This window comes from Serratia sp. JKS296 (assembly GCF_900215445.1).
GTDB classification, from domain to species: Bacteria; Pseudomonadota; Gammaproteobacteria; order Enterobacterales; family Enterobacteriaceae; genus Serratia; species Serratia marcescens.
Map to the genome: position 1 here is coordinate 2,508,560 of NZ_OCMX01000001.1, position 12,896 is coordinate 2,521,455.

Genomic DNA, 12,896 nt, shown 5'->3' on the forward strand with positions numbered 1-12,896 from the left:
ATGATGGGTCCGCTATATGCGCAGAGTCGGTTTTATCCTCACACCCGGTTATTCGCCGATGGGCTTTGCGGTTATTACCGCGTTTGAAGTCGCCAATATGGTGTTGCCGGAACCGGTCTATGACATTCATTTGCTTTCGGAAAATGGCGGCGCGTTACGCACATCCGCGGGCTTCGATGTGGTGACGGAAGCCTTTACTGAAACGCATTACGATGTTTTGCTGTTTGGCGCCAGTATGGAAAAGGCGACACCCGATACCATCGCGTTCGTGCGCCGCGCCGCGCCATTCGCCCGTCGGGTCGCAGCAGCGTGTATTGGGACGTTTTTGCTTGCGGAAGCCGGAATGCTGGACGGACATCGCGCCACCACGCACTGGATGTATGCCCGGGAACTCAAGCAGCGCTACCCGAAGATACAGGTTGAAGAAGACCGGATATTTGTTTGCGATGGTCCGTACTGGACATCAGCAGGGATGACAGCGGCTATCGACCTCGCTCTGGCGTTGATCGAAAGTGATTTGGGCCCCGATATCACCCGGTCTATAGCGCGAAAACTGGTGCTTTACCATCGCCGCACGGGCGGGCAATCGCAGTACTCGTCACTACTGGAGCTGGAACCGAAAACCGATCGCATTCAGAAGGTGCTGAGCTATGCGCGCCGCAATCTGGACCGTCGTCTAAATATTGAAGAACTGGCCGACGTGGCGAATCTGTCGCCTCGTCAATTCAGCCGTATCTTTCAGGCGGAAACCGGACAGTCGCCGGCAAGGGCCGTTGAGTATCTGCGGCTGGAATCGGCGCGGGCGATGTTAGAGGAGAGCAACAGTTCGCTGGATGAGATCGCCAGGCAAACAGGATTTATCGACAGAGAACGCATGCGACGCGCTTTTATTCGTACGATTGGGCAGCCGCCGCAAGTTATTCGTCGTCAGGTACGCCATACTGAAGGCTGAGGGACTTCAGATATAAGGAGAGTAGGGAAGAGCAGCGTCAATAACATCAGCCTACAGAATATTTTACTCCGCGATGGGGCTGCCAAATTTAGCGACGCAATGCCATACCTTCTTCAAATGCTGTGGGTCATAACCTTTCCCGCGAGCTAGCCCGATATCAAATGGCGTAACAAAACCGTTGTTAACGAGTTTTCGCGCCAGATCGGCAATCTCTTTTCCCCGGTAATCGACGCACTCGGGTAGGTGTTTTTCCGCCAGCCGGTAACCAGGATGCCATTCTACCGGGCAGGCTAGCCGGTGAGCGAAAATGTCGATCGGCGTGTCTTTATAGCAACCATCCAGCACTACGGCTTCAACGTCGTCCGCAATAGTCATGATGCCGTGTATGTGAGCTTCTATATAGTTATCTAAAACGTCTGTGATTGGGCTATCTCGCTCGGCTAATTCAATCAGCGCGCACTTTTCGGCAGTAGCAAAATGTGACGGCGCGAAAAAGCTATCGGGGTAACAGAATGTCGTTCTCTCCATGGCCGCTGGGCGCATACGGAAATGCGATGACCCAAAGCGCGGCGAGCCTCCCGTAATGCTGTTTCGGTAATTGAGCGCCCCATATTTAGGGCGTAGTTCCGGGCTTGCGTCAGCATACGCCATGCCAAAAATAGCGTTTTCCCACGCCCAACGATCTCCACCGGGGTATGCCGTTAATCCACCGTTGCTGGTATGCGTTTCAAACTGCGAACGATACACGCCATCCTCAGCTAACGCCTCAATCATGGTCATTCCACGGTATAGCGCATCAGGATGGAAGTTAAGCGTGACGGGCATCGTTGTCGGTAACGGATCACCATCCGCTTTACTGGAAATATGAAGAATGGCGGCCAGAACAGGGTTAGCGAGCATCACAATGTTATGTTAAATAGAGTGTATAATGTCATAATTAACAGACTTTTTTAAATAGAAAAATCATTAGTCCATCGGATTGTGGCAAACAGCCTCGATATTGTGGCCATCCGGGGCGATCACAAATGCCGCATAGTAATGGGCATGGTAATTGGGCCGCAAACCGGGCGCGCCATTGTCTTTGCCGCCGGCGTTTAGCGCGGCGTGGTAGAACGCATCGACCTGCTCACGGCTGCTTGCGGCAAATGCCAGGTGCAGATGCGCCGGTTTTTCATCGGTTTGAAACAGGCACAATGACACATTACCCCGTTCGGGACACAACTCAATGCCATAGCCGGGGTCGCCTTCGGCAACGATTTTTACGCCCAGTGGTGCCAGCGCATTGAGGAAAAACGCTTTGCTGAGGGCAAAGTCGCTGACGCCAAATTTCACATGATCAAACATGGGGAGGCTCCTGGAGCGAGGAGGAATGTTCCCATTCAGTATAGCCAACGCCGCGGTGCGTGCCGAAAGCGATCAAACGCGCGCCAATGCGCATTTAGCGTGCAAATACTGTCCGCTTAAATGACGCGTTTTAGAGAAATCTGCAGTATCGTAGCCGCTACGTTTTATCAGATTTCACGTAGCGCGATCAAAAAAGCAGGGGGATGCTTGGCCAATACCGGCAGGTACGCGCCATTGAAAATCATGCCCGGTCATCATTATTGAAGTGGAAAATGGCAGCGCGCATCGAAACTACGCGAGATTATTGGCTGGCGTTTTAACGGCCATTCATCATATCGGCAGCACAGCAGTACCGGAACTGGCAGCCAAACCAACGATTGATATATTGCTGGAGGTTGAAAGTCTGGCGGCGTTGGATAGCTTGAATGACAGGATGCGTGACATGGGATATACGCCGCGTGGCGAGAACGGCAAGCGCACGCATCGCGTGCATGCATTATTGCGGAGAGTGAACAGGCGATCAGACATTTGGCGTTCAGAGATTATCTGCGCAAGCATCATGATGTTGCTCAGCAATACGCGGCAATCAAATGCCAGGCAGCAGAAGACTGCCGGCAAAACCAGCGGCTTATGGCCGGTTGAAAACCGAATTTATTCAACGGCACGAGCAGTTGGCGCTGGCCGAGTTGGCCGCAGGAGAAACCCCAAGAATCAGGCCTGGACGGCAGAATCCACATACCTTCACCTTGGTGCGTATAATGTATATTATGTTAAATTGAAATGCTGAATACGCACCGGGATTAGCCCTGCACATCATCTCTCGCCTCACCTTCAACGTTATCATTCCGACATTCCATTTTCCCGCCAGGCTTACTGTCACTCGCCGCTTTTAAACGCAATCAATCATCAGTCGGCGTACCTTGATGAAATCGCATCTGCCAACCCTCTTTATCTTTCAGGAGCCAAATCGATGAGCGCTCAGTGCAACGAACGGCGCGGCCCTGTGCGTCACGCTGAAAACTTTTATACGTCAGCAACACGGCACCTTCGCTGATTTGCGCCAGCTTAAAAGCTTCGGCGAAAATCGGCGGATAATCCGTTTCCATCTCCAGCGCCGCAACGGTCTGGCGTTTGTCATAGCGCAGCCCTGAACGACCGATCTCTTCAAAGTCTTCATGCAACAATGCCGCGACACGTTTCGGATCGCAGCGCGTCGTTGGCTGGTGCAGTTCAACCTCAAGCGCCTGAATTTGGCTAAGCCACTCTGCAAAATGGGTCAATATGCCCTCCTTTTTGATCGCGCTACGTGAAATCTGGCAAACTTCGGCAGTCAATCTACACCAGAATGACACTCGTGAAACCTGATTATTCCCAGGACTCCTTCTCATAAGGCTTTTGCCAGTTCTTTTCCGTGACAGGCACGAGTTCCCCGTTGAACGTATAGGTACAACAGCGGCATCTCACCGGCACATCTTCTGCGGTGAATGCCGGGTTCACTTTCTGCAGTATCCCGCGTTCATCGACACACAGTCCGCTGTAATAGCTCGACTCACCACAGCAGACATAGCTCCGCCAGTTTTTACGGTGCAGCGCCACCAGGTAAAAAATGGGCGCTGGTTTGTCCAATCGACTAACCGCTTCGCTATGTACTTCATTCCAGGGTTGGCCCACTTTACTGAGCAGAAATTGAAATAGCGGCGTGTAATCCATACCATGTTGTATCCGCCCATGCATGCTTTCACGCAGCGGCAACTGCTCATCGTCCGCCTGTTTGCCATGGCGTCCCCAACGGTATTCACCACCGCTGGCGATGGGTCCTTTAGATGTAACGCTTTCTCTTCTATAGAGTTTTTTCTTTGTATCGCGACGAGTTCTCATCAAACCTCAAAAGTGACGCCGTCACTCAAAAAAGCCTCACGCCTGTTTATCTCCCAAATGCGACCGCCGAACCCGCAATTCCCCGTGCCGCCAGGCGCCGTCTGCCGTGGCGCGATTGTCGATCAGGCGATTCAAGGCTTCTTCGACAAGCCGGTCGATGCGTTGGCTGTAGCTGGTCAGCGCCCAGTTGGCTGAGCCGGCCTCATCGATATCGTCGAAGCCCACCACGGCCATCGCGGACGACGGCGCCGTTTGCCTGAGCGCTTCGAGCGCCCCCAGCGCCAGCACGTCGTTCTCGCAGAACAGCGCCTCAACCCGCTCGCTTTCCGGCGTTGCCTGCAGGTATTCGCTCATCAGTTGGAAACCGCGTTGGCGATCGTAGTGGCCGGCGGTGAGCACCCGATTCAACTGAAAGCCGGCGGCCATCAGCCTGTCGCGGTAGCCTTCCATGCGCAGTAAATGGCTGCTTTGCGTGTCCGGCCCCTTCATGTAACCAAAGCGCCGATGCCCTTGCTCTATCAGCAGCGCAGCGATCTCTTCGCCGGCGCGGTAGCCGTCGATATTGACCACATCAATGTGTTCGCTTTCCGTATTGCGGCACACCTGCACCAGCGGGATCTGATGCAGATCTTGCGCGATCGCCGCCCACTCTTTGGTTAACACCGTCGCCAGGAACAGAATGCCATCGACCTGCAGCTGGTCGGCCATCGCCATCACCGCCCGGTAGTTTTCGCCCGCGGTGATGTTCAGCAGCAGCGCCATATAGCCGCGGGTTTGCAGCTGTTTGGTGACCATATCGAGCATCATCATCGAATGCGGGTTCTTCATCTCGTCGATGGCTACGCCAATGATGTGCGTGCGTTTTTGCGACAGGCTGCGCGCCAGCAGGTTTGGCCGATAGCCCAGCTCGGCGGCCGCCGCCAACACGCTTTCACGCGCGTTGTCCGAGATCGACGCACCAGGCGTAAAGGCGCGCGATACCGTCCATTTAGAGACGCCGGCCTTTTCGGCGACGTCGCTGGCGGTGGCTTTGTGGTGTTTTATCATGGTTGCGTCGATCCCTGCTTCGGTGAAGTCAAACTATACCCTGCTCGCTCAGATCCCCTAAGCGCCTGTCGGCATATCTGCTGCAATTATGTATCGTTTTTGCACCCGATTGCAATTTGTTGTGCAACCGGGTGCAAAACGTAAAGAGTTTGTGATCGTCCGCGCTGTTTTCACCTTTCCCCTGTTGACCAAATTTTATCCATGGCCGACATTCACGGTGGCATTCAGAGACTCGTCGCCGTTTTTCCTTCTGATTTGCACCCGGTTGCAAAAACGTTTTTTTTACATAACACCTCTCTTCTCAACAGGATACCGTAATGAAAAAAACCAGACTGTTGTTGATGTTAGCCTGCTCGCTGTTTGTCATGACCGCTCAGGCCAAGAGCTATCAGGTCGGCGTGGCGCTGGCCAATTTCGATCTCAACTTCGTCTCCATCCTGCGCAGCCAAATGGCGCGTGAACTGGCTGCGCAGCAGCTGCAAGGCCAGTTCGTCGATGCCAAAGGCGATGTCGCCCTGCAGGTGCAGCAGGTAGACGATCTGATTAATCAGGGCGTGGACGCCATTATCCTCAACCCGGTCGATACGCAAGGCGTCCAGCCGATGATAGCGGCCGCCAAACGCGCCGCTATCCCCCTTATCTTCGTCAACCGCAAACCCGAAGTGCCGCTGAGCGGCGCGACGGCCTACGTCGGCTCCGATTCGGCGCTCAGCGGCCGCCTGCAGATGGAGGCCCTGGCGAAAAAAATGAATTACCGCGGCAACGTGGCGATCCTGATGGGCGCCCTCTCCAACGAAGAAACCCGCGAGCGCACCCGCGCGGTGGAAGCGGTGATCGCCAAACACAAAGAGCTGAAAGTGGTAGAGAAACAGACTGCGAAATGGCAACGCAATGAAGCGGTCGACGTGGTCGCCGGCTGGTTGCTGAACGGCGTACCGATCGATGCGATCGCCGCCAACAACGATGAGATGGCCATCGGCGCGATCATGGCGCTGAAGCAGGCCAAAAAGAACGGCGTACGGGTTGCCGGTATCGACGGCACGCCCGACGGCCTGCAATTTATCAAAAACGGCGACCTGGCGGTGACCATTTTCCAGGATGCCAAAGCCCAGGCGATCGGCGCGGTGCAAGTGACCCGAGCGATGTTGGATCACGCCAAAACCGAGTCTTACAACTGGGTGCCTTATGCCACCGTGACGCGAGAAAACTACCCGCAATTTGCGCAGATGAACCAGAAATAAACCGTTGCCACTCTCTTTTTCAACCCGCTTTGCACCCGAGTGCAAAGCCACAGTGTCAGGAGTCAGCATGTTAAATGGTGAAAGAAGCATCCCTCGCCCGCTGCGTTGGGCGATGATCGGCGGCGGCCGCCTCAGTCAGGTGGGCTACAAGCACCGTTCCGGCGCACTGCGCGACAATACCGCCTATCGGCTGGTTGCCGGCGCTTTTGATATCGACGCGGCGCGCGGGCGTGAGTTTGGCGTCAATCTCGGCGTGCCCGCCGAACGCTGCTATGACGACTATCAGCAGTTGCTGAAACAAGAGGCCAACCGCGAAGATGGCGTTGAGGTGGTGACTATCGCCACCCCTAACGGCACCCACTATGAAATCACGCGCGCCGCGCTGAATGCCGGCCTGCATGTCATCTGCGAAAAACCGCTGTTCTTCACTACGGCGGAGGCGAGAGAAATCAAGGCGCTGGCGGCGGAGAAAGGCCTGATCGTCGGCGTAACCTACGGCTTCTCCGGGCATCCGCTGCTGATGCAGATGCGCGCCATGATCGCGAACGGCGACATCGGCGAAATACGCATGGTCGAATTGCAGTACACCCATGGCTTCAACGCCAACGAAAGCGCGGACACGTTCGAGGCGCAAAAGTGGCGTGTCGATCCGAAAATCGCCGGCCCCTCCTTTGTGCTGGGCGACATTTCCACCCACACCTTCTACATCTCACAGCTGGTCATGCCCGACATGAAAATTGCCTCCCTGCTGTGCGATCGCCAGAGCTTTATCCCTTCCCGCGCCCCGCTGGAAGACAATGCCATGGTGCTGATGCACTACGAAAACGGCGCCGTCGGGCGCATGTGGGCCTCCGCCATCAACGCAGGCGCGATGGACAGCCAAAGCATTCGCGTGGTGGGCTCACGCGCCAGCCTGCAATGGAGCGATTCCACGCCCGGCGAATTGCGCTATGAGATCCAGGGGCGGCCCAACCAAACGCTGCACCACGGCATGCCCTATCTGGACGACAGCGCGCTGGCCGAAGAGCGGCTCGGCGCGTTGCATACCGAAGGGCTAGCCGAATCCTGGGCCAATATTTACCTCAAGTTCGCCATCGCCATCAGCGCCAGTCAGCGCGGCGATCGGCAGACGCTGGCCGCGCTGATCTATCCGGATATCGATGCCGGATTGGAAGGCGTGCGCTGGATTGAAAACTGCGTTCGTTCCGCCGGCAACGGCGCCACCTGGGTTAATTACCAATAAGGAAAGCACCATGAAACTTTCGTTCTGTACCGACAGCCTGGGCCATTTACCCTTCGAGCCGATGCTGGATCGGCTGCTGGAGCTGGGGGTGCGCGGCGTGGAGATGACCACCGGCGGTTGGTCCCCGGCGCCCCATCTGGATACCGAGGAACTGCTGGCCAACCCCGCCAAACGCCGGCAGCTGCAGCAAGCGCTGGCCAGCCGCGGCATGGAGATCGCCGCGCTCAATGTCTCCGGCAATCCGCTCGATCCGGGCGAGCTGGGGCAGCGCCATCTGCGCCAAACCGACAATACGCTGGAGCTGGCCGGCCTGCTGGGGGTGAAGAAAATCGTCATGATGAGCGGCCTGCCGCCGGCCAGCCCGCATGACACCGTCCCCAACTGGATCACCTATACCGTCAGCTGGCCGCCTACGGTGAAAAACTGTCTGGACTATCAATGGAATGAGGTGGCGATCCCCTATTGGCAGGCGCTGGTCGCCCGAGCCAAAGCGTGCGGCGTCGAGCGCTTTGCGCTGGAAAACTTCAGCGCCATGCTGGTGTGGAACCCGGAAACGCTGTTCCGGCTGCGCGAAGCCGTTGGCCCGATGGTGGGCCTGAACCTCGATCCCAGCCACTTGATCTGGATGGGCGCGGATCCCATCGCGGTGGCCCGCGCCCTTGGTCCCGCGATTCACCACGTACACGGCAAGGACGTGCGCCTGGAGCGCGGTGTCGTCGAAGTTAACGGACTGCTGGAAACCAAACCGATCGACGAGGTGGCCGGCCGGGCCTGGAACTATGTCGCCGTCGGCTGCGGCCGGGATCTGCAGTGGTGGAAGGAATTCTTCTCGGTGGTGCGCATGATGGGTTACAACGACTGGGTGTCGCTGGAAATGGAAGACTTGACCATGTCGGTCGATGCCGGCATCGCCTCTTCCGTTCAGGCGCTGCAGCAGACGATAAGCAGGTAACACCAGGCGCAGCGGTTGCGGTCGCTGCAGTCGCTGCGCCAGATTCATCCTGCGTTGCACAGTTACGGCGTTATCGCCAACTTAATCACGCCATCGCGCTTTTCAGAGAACATATGATAAGCCTCGGCAATATTCTCCAGCTGAAAACGATGCGTCACGAACGGTGTGAGATCCAAACCGCCATGCTGGATGACGTTCATCATTCTGCGCATCCGCTCCTTGCCGCCGGGACACAGAGCCGTACGAATCGTATGATCGCCCAGCCCATAGGCAAACGCCTCGACAGGCAATTGAATATCGTCGCTATAGACGCCAAGGCTGGACAATGTGCCACCTGGTTTTAAGACACGCAGCGCCTGATTAAAGGTGGCCTGCGTCCCCAAACACTCGATGCTGGCGTCCACACCACGCCCCGCCGTAATCTTGAATATTTCATCAATCACATCGGTTTCCTTATAATTCAGCAAGACGTTTGCCCCCATCTTTCCCGCCATCATCAGCTTTTCGGGAGAGCTGCTGACGGCAATAATCAGGCTGGCGCCCTGCAGGCGAGCGCCCGCAGTGGCGCATAAACCGATCGGTCCCTGGGCGAAGATGGCCACCGTGTCACCAATTTTAATGTTGGCATTTTCCGCGCCTTTAAAACCGGTAGACATCACATCCGGGCACATCAGCACCTGTTCATCTGTCAGACCGTCCGGTATGAGCGCCAGATTGGCTTCAGCATCAGGCACCAGTACATATTCAGCCTGGGCACCGTCGATAACATTGCCGAAGCGCCAACCCGCCGTGGCTTTATAGCCGTGGCAGCGACATTCGGGTAAATAAGAACCGTCCTGGGCGGGAAATCCATCCTGACAGGCATAAGACGTGAACGAGGGACAAATGGCGCCGGCCAATGCCCGCTGCCCTTCTTCGAAGCCTTTAACATTGTTTCCCAACTTTTCAATAATGCCGACCGGCTCATGGCCAATGGTCAACCTGCGCGGCACCGTGTATTCTCCCTTGAGGATATGAATATCCGTGCCGCAGATTGTCGTCGTGGTTATTTTGAGCAAGGCATCGTTGGGGCCAGGGGAAGGAATAGGTTTTTCAATGAGTTCTATTCGCCCCTTTTCGATAAAGGCGGCGGCTTTCATCATGCGCATGGCGGAAAATCCTTTGGTTTCTGCCGAAGTGGCTACAGAAAAGAATAATCCAATCGGTCATTTTTTCCGATTTTACTGCCTTGGGAAATAATTAAAAACGCCAGTAATCTTTATCGGTAAATAATATAAAAAATATAATTCAATAAAATAACATCCAATAAACTCTGCTTTATCACTCTGCCGAAAAACACGGCCAATTTATATCGACAGACGCTGCATCATTTCTCTTTCCAAAAACGCCCTGTTCACTTCGGCGCGTAAATCTCTCTGAGCGTGGCGATCACTTTCGCCACGTTTGGGTCATCGATGCGGTAAAACAGGGTTTGCGCTTCGCGTCGGTACGTTACCAGACCTTCATTGCGCATTTTCGCCAGATGCTGCGACAGCGCCGATTGGCTGAGCGGCACCAACTGTTGTAGCTCCCCCACGGCAATCTCATCGTGTTTCAATAGCAGGCAAAGCACCAGCAAGCGGTGTTCATTGCCTATCGCTTTCAACAGCCTGGCGGCTTCAACCGCTCCGTCGATCAAAAAGGGATCCTGCTTAGCTTTTGCATTCATGGTCAATCACCGCCCCGTCATCATTCAGCCGCATTATAGCGGCTTTCAGGCGCTGGCACAGCATTACATTAGCATTTATTAAATTAGGTATTGCTAATTTATGCAATCCTAATATAACCTTGTGTTCAAGCCGATTGGCTCTCCCTGAGGCCGCGGGCCTTCCCCTACACAAGTGAGAATGCGTTATGAATATGCCAACCCTGGTGCTGCTGGCGTTTGCCGGCTGGACATTATTGATTCTATTCGGCACCGTCGGCGTTTATCGCTGGTCCAGAATTTTAACCGGCCGCGCCACGGTCAGCGAATGGCAAGCGAACAAACCGCAGGGCAGCGATGGCTACCAGCGCGCCATTGCGGCGCATCGCAACTGCATTGAGAATTTGCCGGTTTATACGGCCCTCGTTGTGGCGATAGCCGTATTTCAGGTGGAAAGCACAACGCTGAATGTCTTGTCTCTGGTCCTGCTCGGCGCGCGCATGGCGCAGAGTCTGGTTCACATCGGTTTCGAGCAGACGGAAAACGTCGCCACCTGGCGCTTCGTTTTCTTTTTCACACAAATCGTCACGATGTTTTGGATGGGGATGGAGATCGTCAGGAGCCTGCCATGACGATCACGAACCTGGCGGAGCCCCATGAGGTGACCCGTTTCCTCTATGACGCGGACAAACCCGAGGGGCAGCGGGCCATCCTCTACTTTTCCGCATCCTGGTGCCGCCCCTGCCAGAATATGCAGGGGATCGTTGAACAGCTGCACCGTCACGCCAACGAGATCGCCTTCGGCAGCATTGACGTCGCGCAGGCGCCGACGCTCGCCCCTGCATTCGGCATCAAATCCGTGCCCTCCCTCGCCCTGTTTGAGGATGCGCGCCTCATCGCAATCATCGCGGGCGAGGTTCCCTTGCAACGGTTGACTCAACGGGTGGCGGCGGCATTCGCCGCCGTTACAACATCCACTCGATCGGCAGCCAGCCGGCCACTGTGAGAACGATGCGTTTTACCCAGCCGGCGCCGGGCTCTTGTTGATGCACCTCGGTGTGGCCGTCTTCGAAGGCTTCGTTCCACACCATTTTGCCCTTGGGCGTCAATGTCGGCCGATAGGCGGCATACTCGAGCGGGCCATCAAACAGTTGACGGGTGTCGGCCGCCAACGTCGGGCTGTCGATCAAGAATCCCATTTCGCAGTTCAGGTGCGCCGAGCGCGGATCGAAATTGAACGAACCGATAAACACCCGCTTATCGTCGATGGCGAAGGTTTTCGCGTGCAGCGCCGCGCCGGACAGCCCTAGCGGTTTAAGCTCCTTGCGCCCCGTCGGTTGGCCGGCGCGCAATTTCAACTCGAACAGCTCCACGCCCGCCTGCAGCAGCTCACGTCGGTATTTGGCATAGCCCGCATGCACCACCAGCACGTCGGTGGTGTTCATCGCGTTGGTCAGCACGCGGATGGACTTCCCCTGTTTGGCAAGCGATTCAAAAAAGCTTGCCCCTTCCCGGCCCGGCACGAAATAGGCGGAGACCAGATCCAATTGCTGGTTGACGCCGCCGATGATCTTGCTGAGCTGCGTCACCATCAAACGATCGCGCGAAGCCCTACCCAACCCTTTCGCCGGATCGTCGGCCACCAGCTCGACCTGAGTGAATTCCGGCTGCACGGCGCCATCGCGAAAACGCACCGCACTGGTTTCCAGCTGCACCGCCAGTTTGCGGGCCCGGTCGCTGCTTTCGGTCGCGGTGGCCTGCGTCAGGAAAGCAGAAAGATTGCCTTTGCCTCGGATAATTTGCTCAACGCCAAACACCGAAGCGCTGTTCCAGTAGCGATCGAAGACCTCGGCGGTTTCCGCCACCACGTTGCCGACGCTCAACACATCGAGATCGAGGAAATAGTTTTCGTCGCCGACCTGGAAATACTCGTCGCCGATGTTGCGGCCGCCGATGATCGCCACAGCGCCGTCGACGATATAAGACTTGTTATGCATGCGCCGGTTCATGCGCATAAAGTCAAAGGCGTAGCCGGCCAACTTCGGCGTGCGCACGGTTGATGGGTTGAACAGACGGATCTCGACGTTTTTCTGGGCGTTCAGCGCCGCCAGGGTCTCGTCCATGGCGACGCCGTTATCATCCAAGAGCAGCCGCACGCGCACGCCGCGCTGGGCGGCGTCATACAAGGTTTTCAGCAGGATCTGCCCGGAGGTGTCGTTATGCCAGATATAGTACTGGGCATCGATAGACCTTTCCGCCATCCGCGCCAGCGCAAGGCGGCTGGCGAACGCATCGTGGCCGCTGACCAGCGGCACCACGCCGCTCAGGCCGGGATGTGCCGCCATCTGTTCGGCGGCCCGTGCCGGCAATAGCGCGGTAGGATCCGCCGGCAGCGCCGCCTGCGGCGAACGCTGCGAAATATCCGGCAAACGAAAGATGACTCTTGCCGCAATAATGGCGATCGTCACGGCGATAATCAGATACACGACAATTTTTATCACGGGAAGCGGCCTCGGAGGTTGACTGCTTTGCTTTATACGTCATTAGGTTGCTTC

Annotated in this window: 15 protein-coding genes; 7 read left to right on the plus strand and 8 right to left on the minus strand. The window is 56.2% G+C overall.

Annotated elements, in window-relative coordinates; all coding sequences use genetic code 11:
* Positions 1 to 16 precede the first annotated feature (16 nt).
* Positions 17 to 952: a GlxA family transcriptional regulator gene (locus CRO23_RS11850; protein WP_176519323.1), complete on the plus strand. Its 936-nt coding sequence runs from the start codon at positions 17 to 19 to the stop codon at positions 950 to 952.
* A gap of 63 nt (positions 953 to 1,015) precedes the next feature.
* Here CRO23_RS11850 and CRO23_RS11855 read toward each other — a convergent pair whose 3' ends face one another.
* Together CRO23_RS11855 and CRO23_RS11860 are read right to left on the minus strand one after the other, a co-directional pair.
* Positions 1,016 to 1,852: a DUF3626 domain-containing protein gene (locus tag CRO23_RS11855; protein WP_049299246.1), complete on the minus strand. Its 837-nt coding sequence runs from the start codon at positions 1,850 to 1,852 to the stop codon at positions 1,016 to 1,018.
* A 66-nt stretch (positions 1,853 to 1,918) separates the two neighbouring features.
* The gene (locus CRO23_RS11860; RefSeq protein WP_016927710.1) at positions 1,919 to 2,296 is read right to left on the minus strand and encodes a VOC family protein; all 378 of its coding nucleotides are present in this window, start codon (positions 2,294 to 2,296) and stop codon (positions 1,919 to 1,921) included.
* 265 nt (positions 2,297 to 2,561) lie between these two features.
* On the opposite strand from CRO23_RS11860, the gene CRO23_RS11865 reads away from it, so the two are divergent.
* Positions 2,562 to 3,083: a GrpB family protein gene (locus tag CRO23_RS11865; protein WP_441347584.1), complete on the plus strand. Its 522-nt coding sequence runs from the start codon at positions 2,562 to 2,564 to the stop codon at positions 3,081 to 3,083.
* 112 nt (positions 3,084 to 3,195) lie between these two features.
* Here the strand turns inward: CRO23_RS11865 and CRO23_RS11870 are convergent, their stop codons facing one another.
* The 3 genes from CRO23_RS11870 to CRO23_RS11880 all read right to left on the minus strand — a co-directional run bounded on the left by CRO23_RS11870 (position 3,196) and on the right by CRO23_RS11880 (position 5,221).
* Positions 3,196 to 3,576, minus strand: a complete 381-nt coding sequence (locus CRO23_RS11870; RefSeq protein ID WP_049299244.1) for a nuclear transport factor 2 family protein — start codon at positions 3,574 to 3,576, stop codon at positions 3,196 to 3,198.
* An 85-nt stretch (positions 3,577 to 3,661) separates the two neighbouring features.
* Complete coding sequence (locus CRO23_RS11875) at positions 3,662 to 4,174, minus strand: hypothetical protein (protein WP_079452135.1); 513 nt, start codon at positions 4,172 to 4,174, stop codon at positions 3,662 to 3,664.
* Between the two features lie 36 nt (positions 4,175 to 4,210).
* Entirely contained in the window at positions 4,211 to 5,221 is a 1,011-nt protein-coding gene (locus tag CRO23_RS11880; RefSeq protein ID WP_097102031.1) for a LacI family DNA-binding transcriptional regulator, read from the minus strand.
* A gap of 317 nt (positions 5,222 to 5,538) precedes the next feature.
* Between CRO23_RS11880 and CRO23_RS11885 the strand changes: the two genes are divergently transcribed.
* The 3 genes from CRO23_RS11885 (at position 5,539) to CRO23_RS11895 (ending at position 8,657) form a co-directional block, all read left to right on the plus strand.
* On the plus strand, positions 5,539 to 6,462 hold the full coding sequence (locus CRO23_RS11885) for a substrate-binding domain-containing protein (protein WP_097102033.1): 924 nt from the start codon (positions 5,539 to 5,541) through the stop codon (positions 6,460 to 6,462).
* 67 nt (positions 6,463 to 6,529) lie between these two features.
* Positions 6,530 to 7,705 (plus strand): Gfo/Idh/MocA family protein, encoded by a 1,176-nt coding sequence (locus CRO23_RS11890; protein ID WP_097102035.1) that lies wholly within the window; start codon positions 6,530 to 6,532, stop codon positions 7,703 to 7,705.
* 10 nt (positions 7,706 to 7,715) lie between these two features.
* Positions 7,716 to 8,657 (plus strand): sugar phosphate isomerase/epimerase family protein, encoded by a 942-nt coding sequence (locus CRO23_RS11895; protein ID WP_016927715.1) that lies wholly within the window; start codon positions 7,716 to 7,718, stop codon positions 8,655 to 8,657.
* A gap of 62 nt (positions 8,658 to 8,719) precedes the next feature.
* Here CRO23_RS11895 and CRO23_RS11900 read toward each other — a convergent pair whose 3' ends face one another.
* Together CRO23_RS11900 and CRO23_RS11905 are read right to left on the minus strand one after the other, a co-directional pair.
* Entirely contained in the window at positions 8,720 to 9,805 is a 1,086-nt protein-coding gene (locus CRO23_RS11900; RefSeq protein WP_079449713.1) for an NAD(P)-dependent alcohol dehydrogenase, read from the minus strand.
* Between the two features lie 245 nt (positions 9,806 to 10,050).
* On the minus strand, positions 10,051 to 10,365 hold the full coding sequence (locus tag CRO23_RS11905; protein WP_016927717.1) for an ArsR/SmtB family transcription factor: 315 nt from the start codon (positions 10,363 to 10,365) through the stop codon (positions 10,051 to 10,053).
* 185 nt (positions 10,366 to 10,550) lie between these two features.
* On the opposite strand from CRO23_RS11905, the gene CRO23_RS11910 reads away from it, so the two are divergent.
* Both CRO23_RS11910 and CRO23_RS11915 read left to right on the plus strand, forming a co-directional pair.
* A complete protein-coding gene (locus CRO23_RS11910; RefSeq protein ID WP_079449712.1) occupies positions 10,551 to 10,973 on the plus strand; it encodes an MAPEG family protein in 423 nt (140 codons plus the stop codon).
* A complete protein-coding gene (locus tag CRO23_RS11915) occupies positions 10,970 to 11,347 on the plus strand; it encodes a thioredoxin family protein (RefSeq protein WP_097102037.1) in 378 nt (125 codons plus the stop codon). Before CRO23_RS11910 ends, CRO23_RS11915 begins: the two co-directional genes overlap by 4 nt.
* On the opposite strand, the gene CRO23_RS11920 is transcribed toward CRO23_RS11915, so the two are convergent.
* Positions 11,307 to 12,842, minus strand: coding sequence for a phospholipase D family protein (locus CRO23_RS11920; protein ID WP_016927720.1), 1,536 nt, complete (start codon positions 12,840 to 12,842; stop codon positions 11,307 to 11,309). The genes CRO23_RS11915 and CRO23_RS11920 overlap by 41 nt on opposite strands.
* Positions 12,843 to 12,896 lie beyond the last annotated feature (54 nt).

What these genes read in the sequence shown, in the direction of transcription:
- CRO23_RS11850 (WP_176519323.1), top strand. Translation starts at nt 17, where the DNA reads ATGCGCAGAGTCGGTTTTATCCTCACACCCGGTTATTCGCCGATGGGC.
- CRO23_RS11855 (WP_049299246.1), bottom strand. Translation starts at nt 1,852, where the DNA reads ATGCTCGCTAACCCTGTTCTGGCCGCCATTCTTCATATTTCCAGTAAA.
- CRO23_RS11860 (WP_016927710.1), bottom strand. Translation starts at nt 2,296, where the DNA reads ATGTTTGATCATGTGAAATTTGGCGTCAGCGACTTTGCCCTCAGCAAA.
- CRO23_RS11875 (WP_079452135.1), bottom strand. Translation starts at nt 4,174, where the DNA reads ATGAGAACTCGTCGCGATACAAAGAAAAAACTCTATAGAAGAGAAAGC.
- CRO23_RS11880 (WP_097102031.1), bottom strand. Translation starts at nt 5,221, where the DNA reads ATGATAAAACACCACAAAGCCACCGCCAGCGACGTCGCCGAAAAGGCC.
- CRO23_RS11885 (WP_097102033.1), top strand. Translation starts at nt 5,539, where the DNA reads ATGAAAAAAACCAGACTGTTGTTGATGTTAGCCTGCTCGCTGTTTGTC.
- CRO23_RS11890 (WP_097102035.1), top strand. Translation starts at nt 6,530, where the DNA reads ATGTTAAATGGTGAAAGAAGCATCCCTCGCCCGCTGCGTTGGGCGATG.
- CRO23_RS11895 (WP_016927715.1), top strand. Translation starts at nt 7,716, where the DNA reads ATGAAACTTTCGTTCTGTACCGACAGCCTGGGCCATTTACCCTTCGAG.
- CRO23_RS11900 (WP_079449713.1), bottom strand. Translation starts at nt 9,805, where the DNA reads ATGCGCATGATGAAAGCCGCCGCCTTTATCGAAAAGGGGCGAATAGAA.
- CRO23_RS11905 (WP_016927717.1), bottom strand. Translation starts at nt 10,365, where the DNA reads ATGAATGCAAAAGCTAAGCAGGATCCCTTTTTGATCGACGGAGCGGTT.
- CRO23_RS11910 (WP_079449712.1), top strand. Translation starts at nt 10,551, where the DNA reads ATGAATATGCCAACCCTGGTGCTGCTGGCGTTTGCCGGCTGGACATTA.
- CRO23_RS11915 (WP_097102037.1), top strand. Translation starts at nt 10,970, where the DNA reads ATGACGATCACGAACCTGGCGGAGCCCCATGAGGTGACCCGTTTCCTC.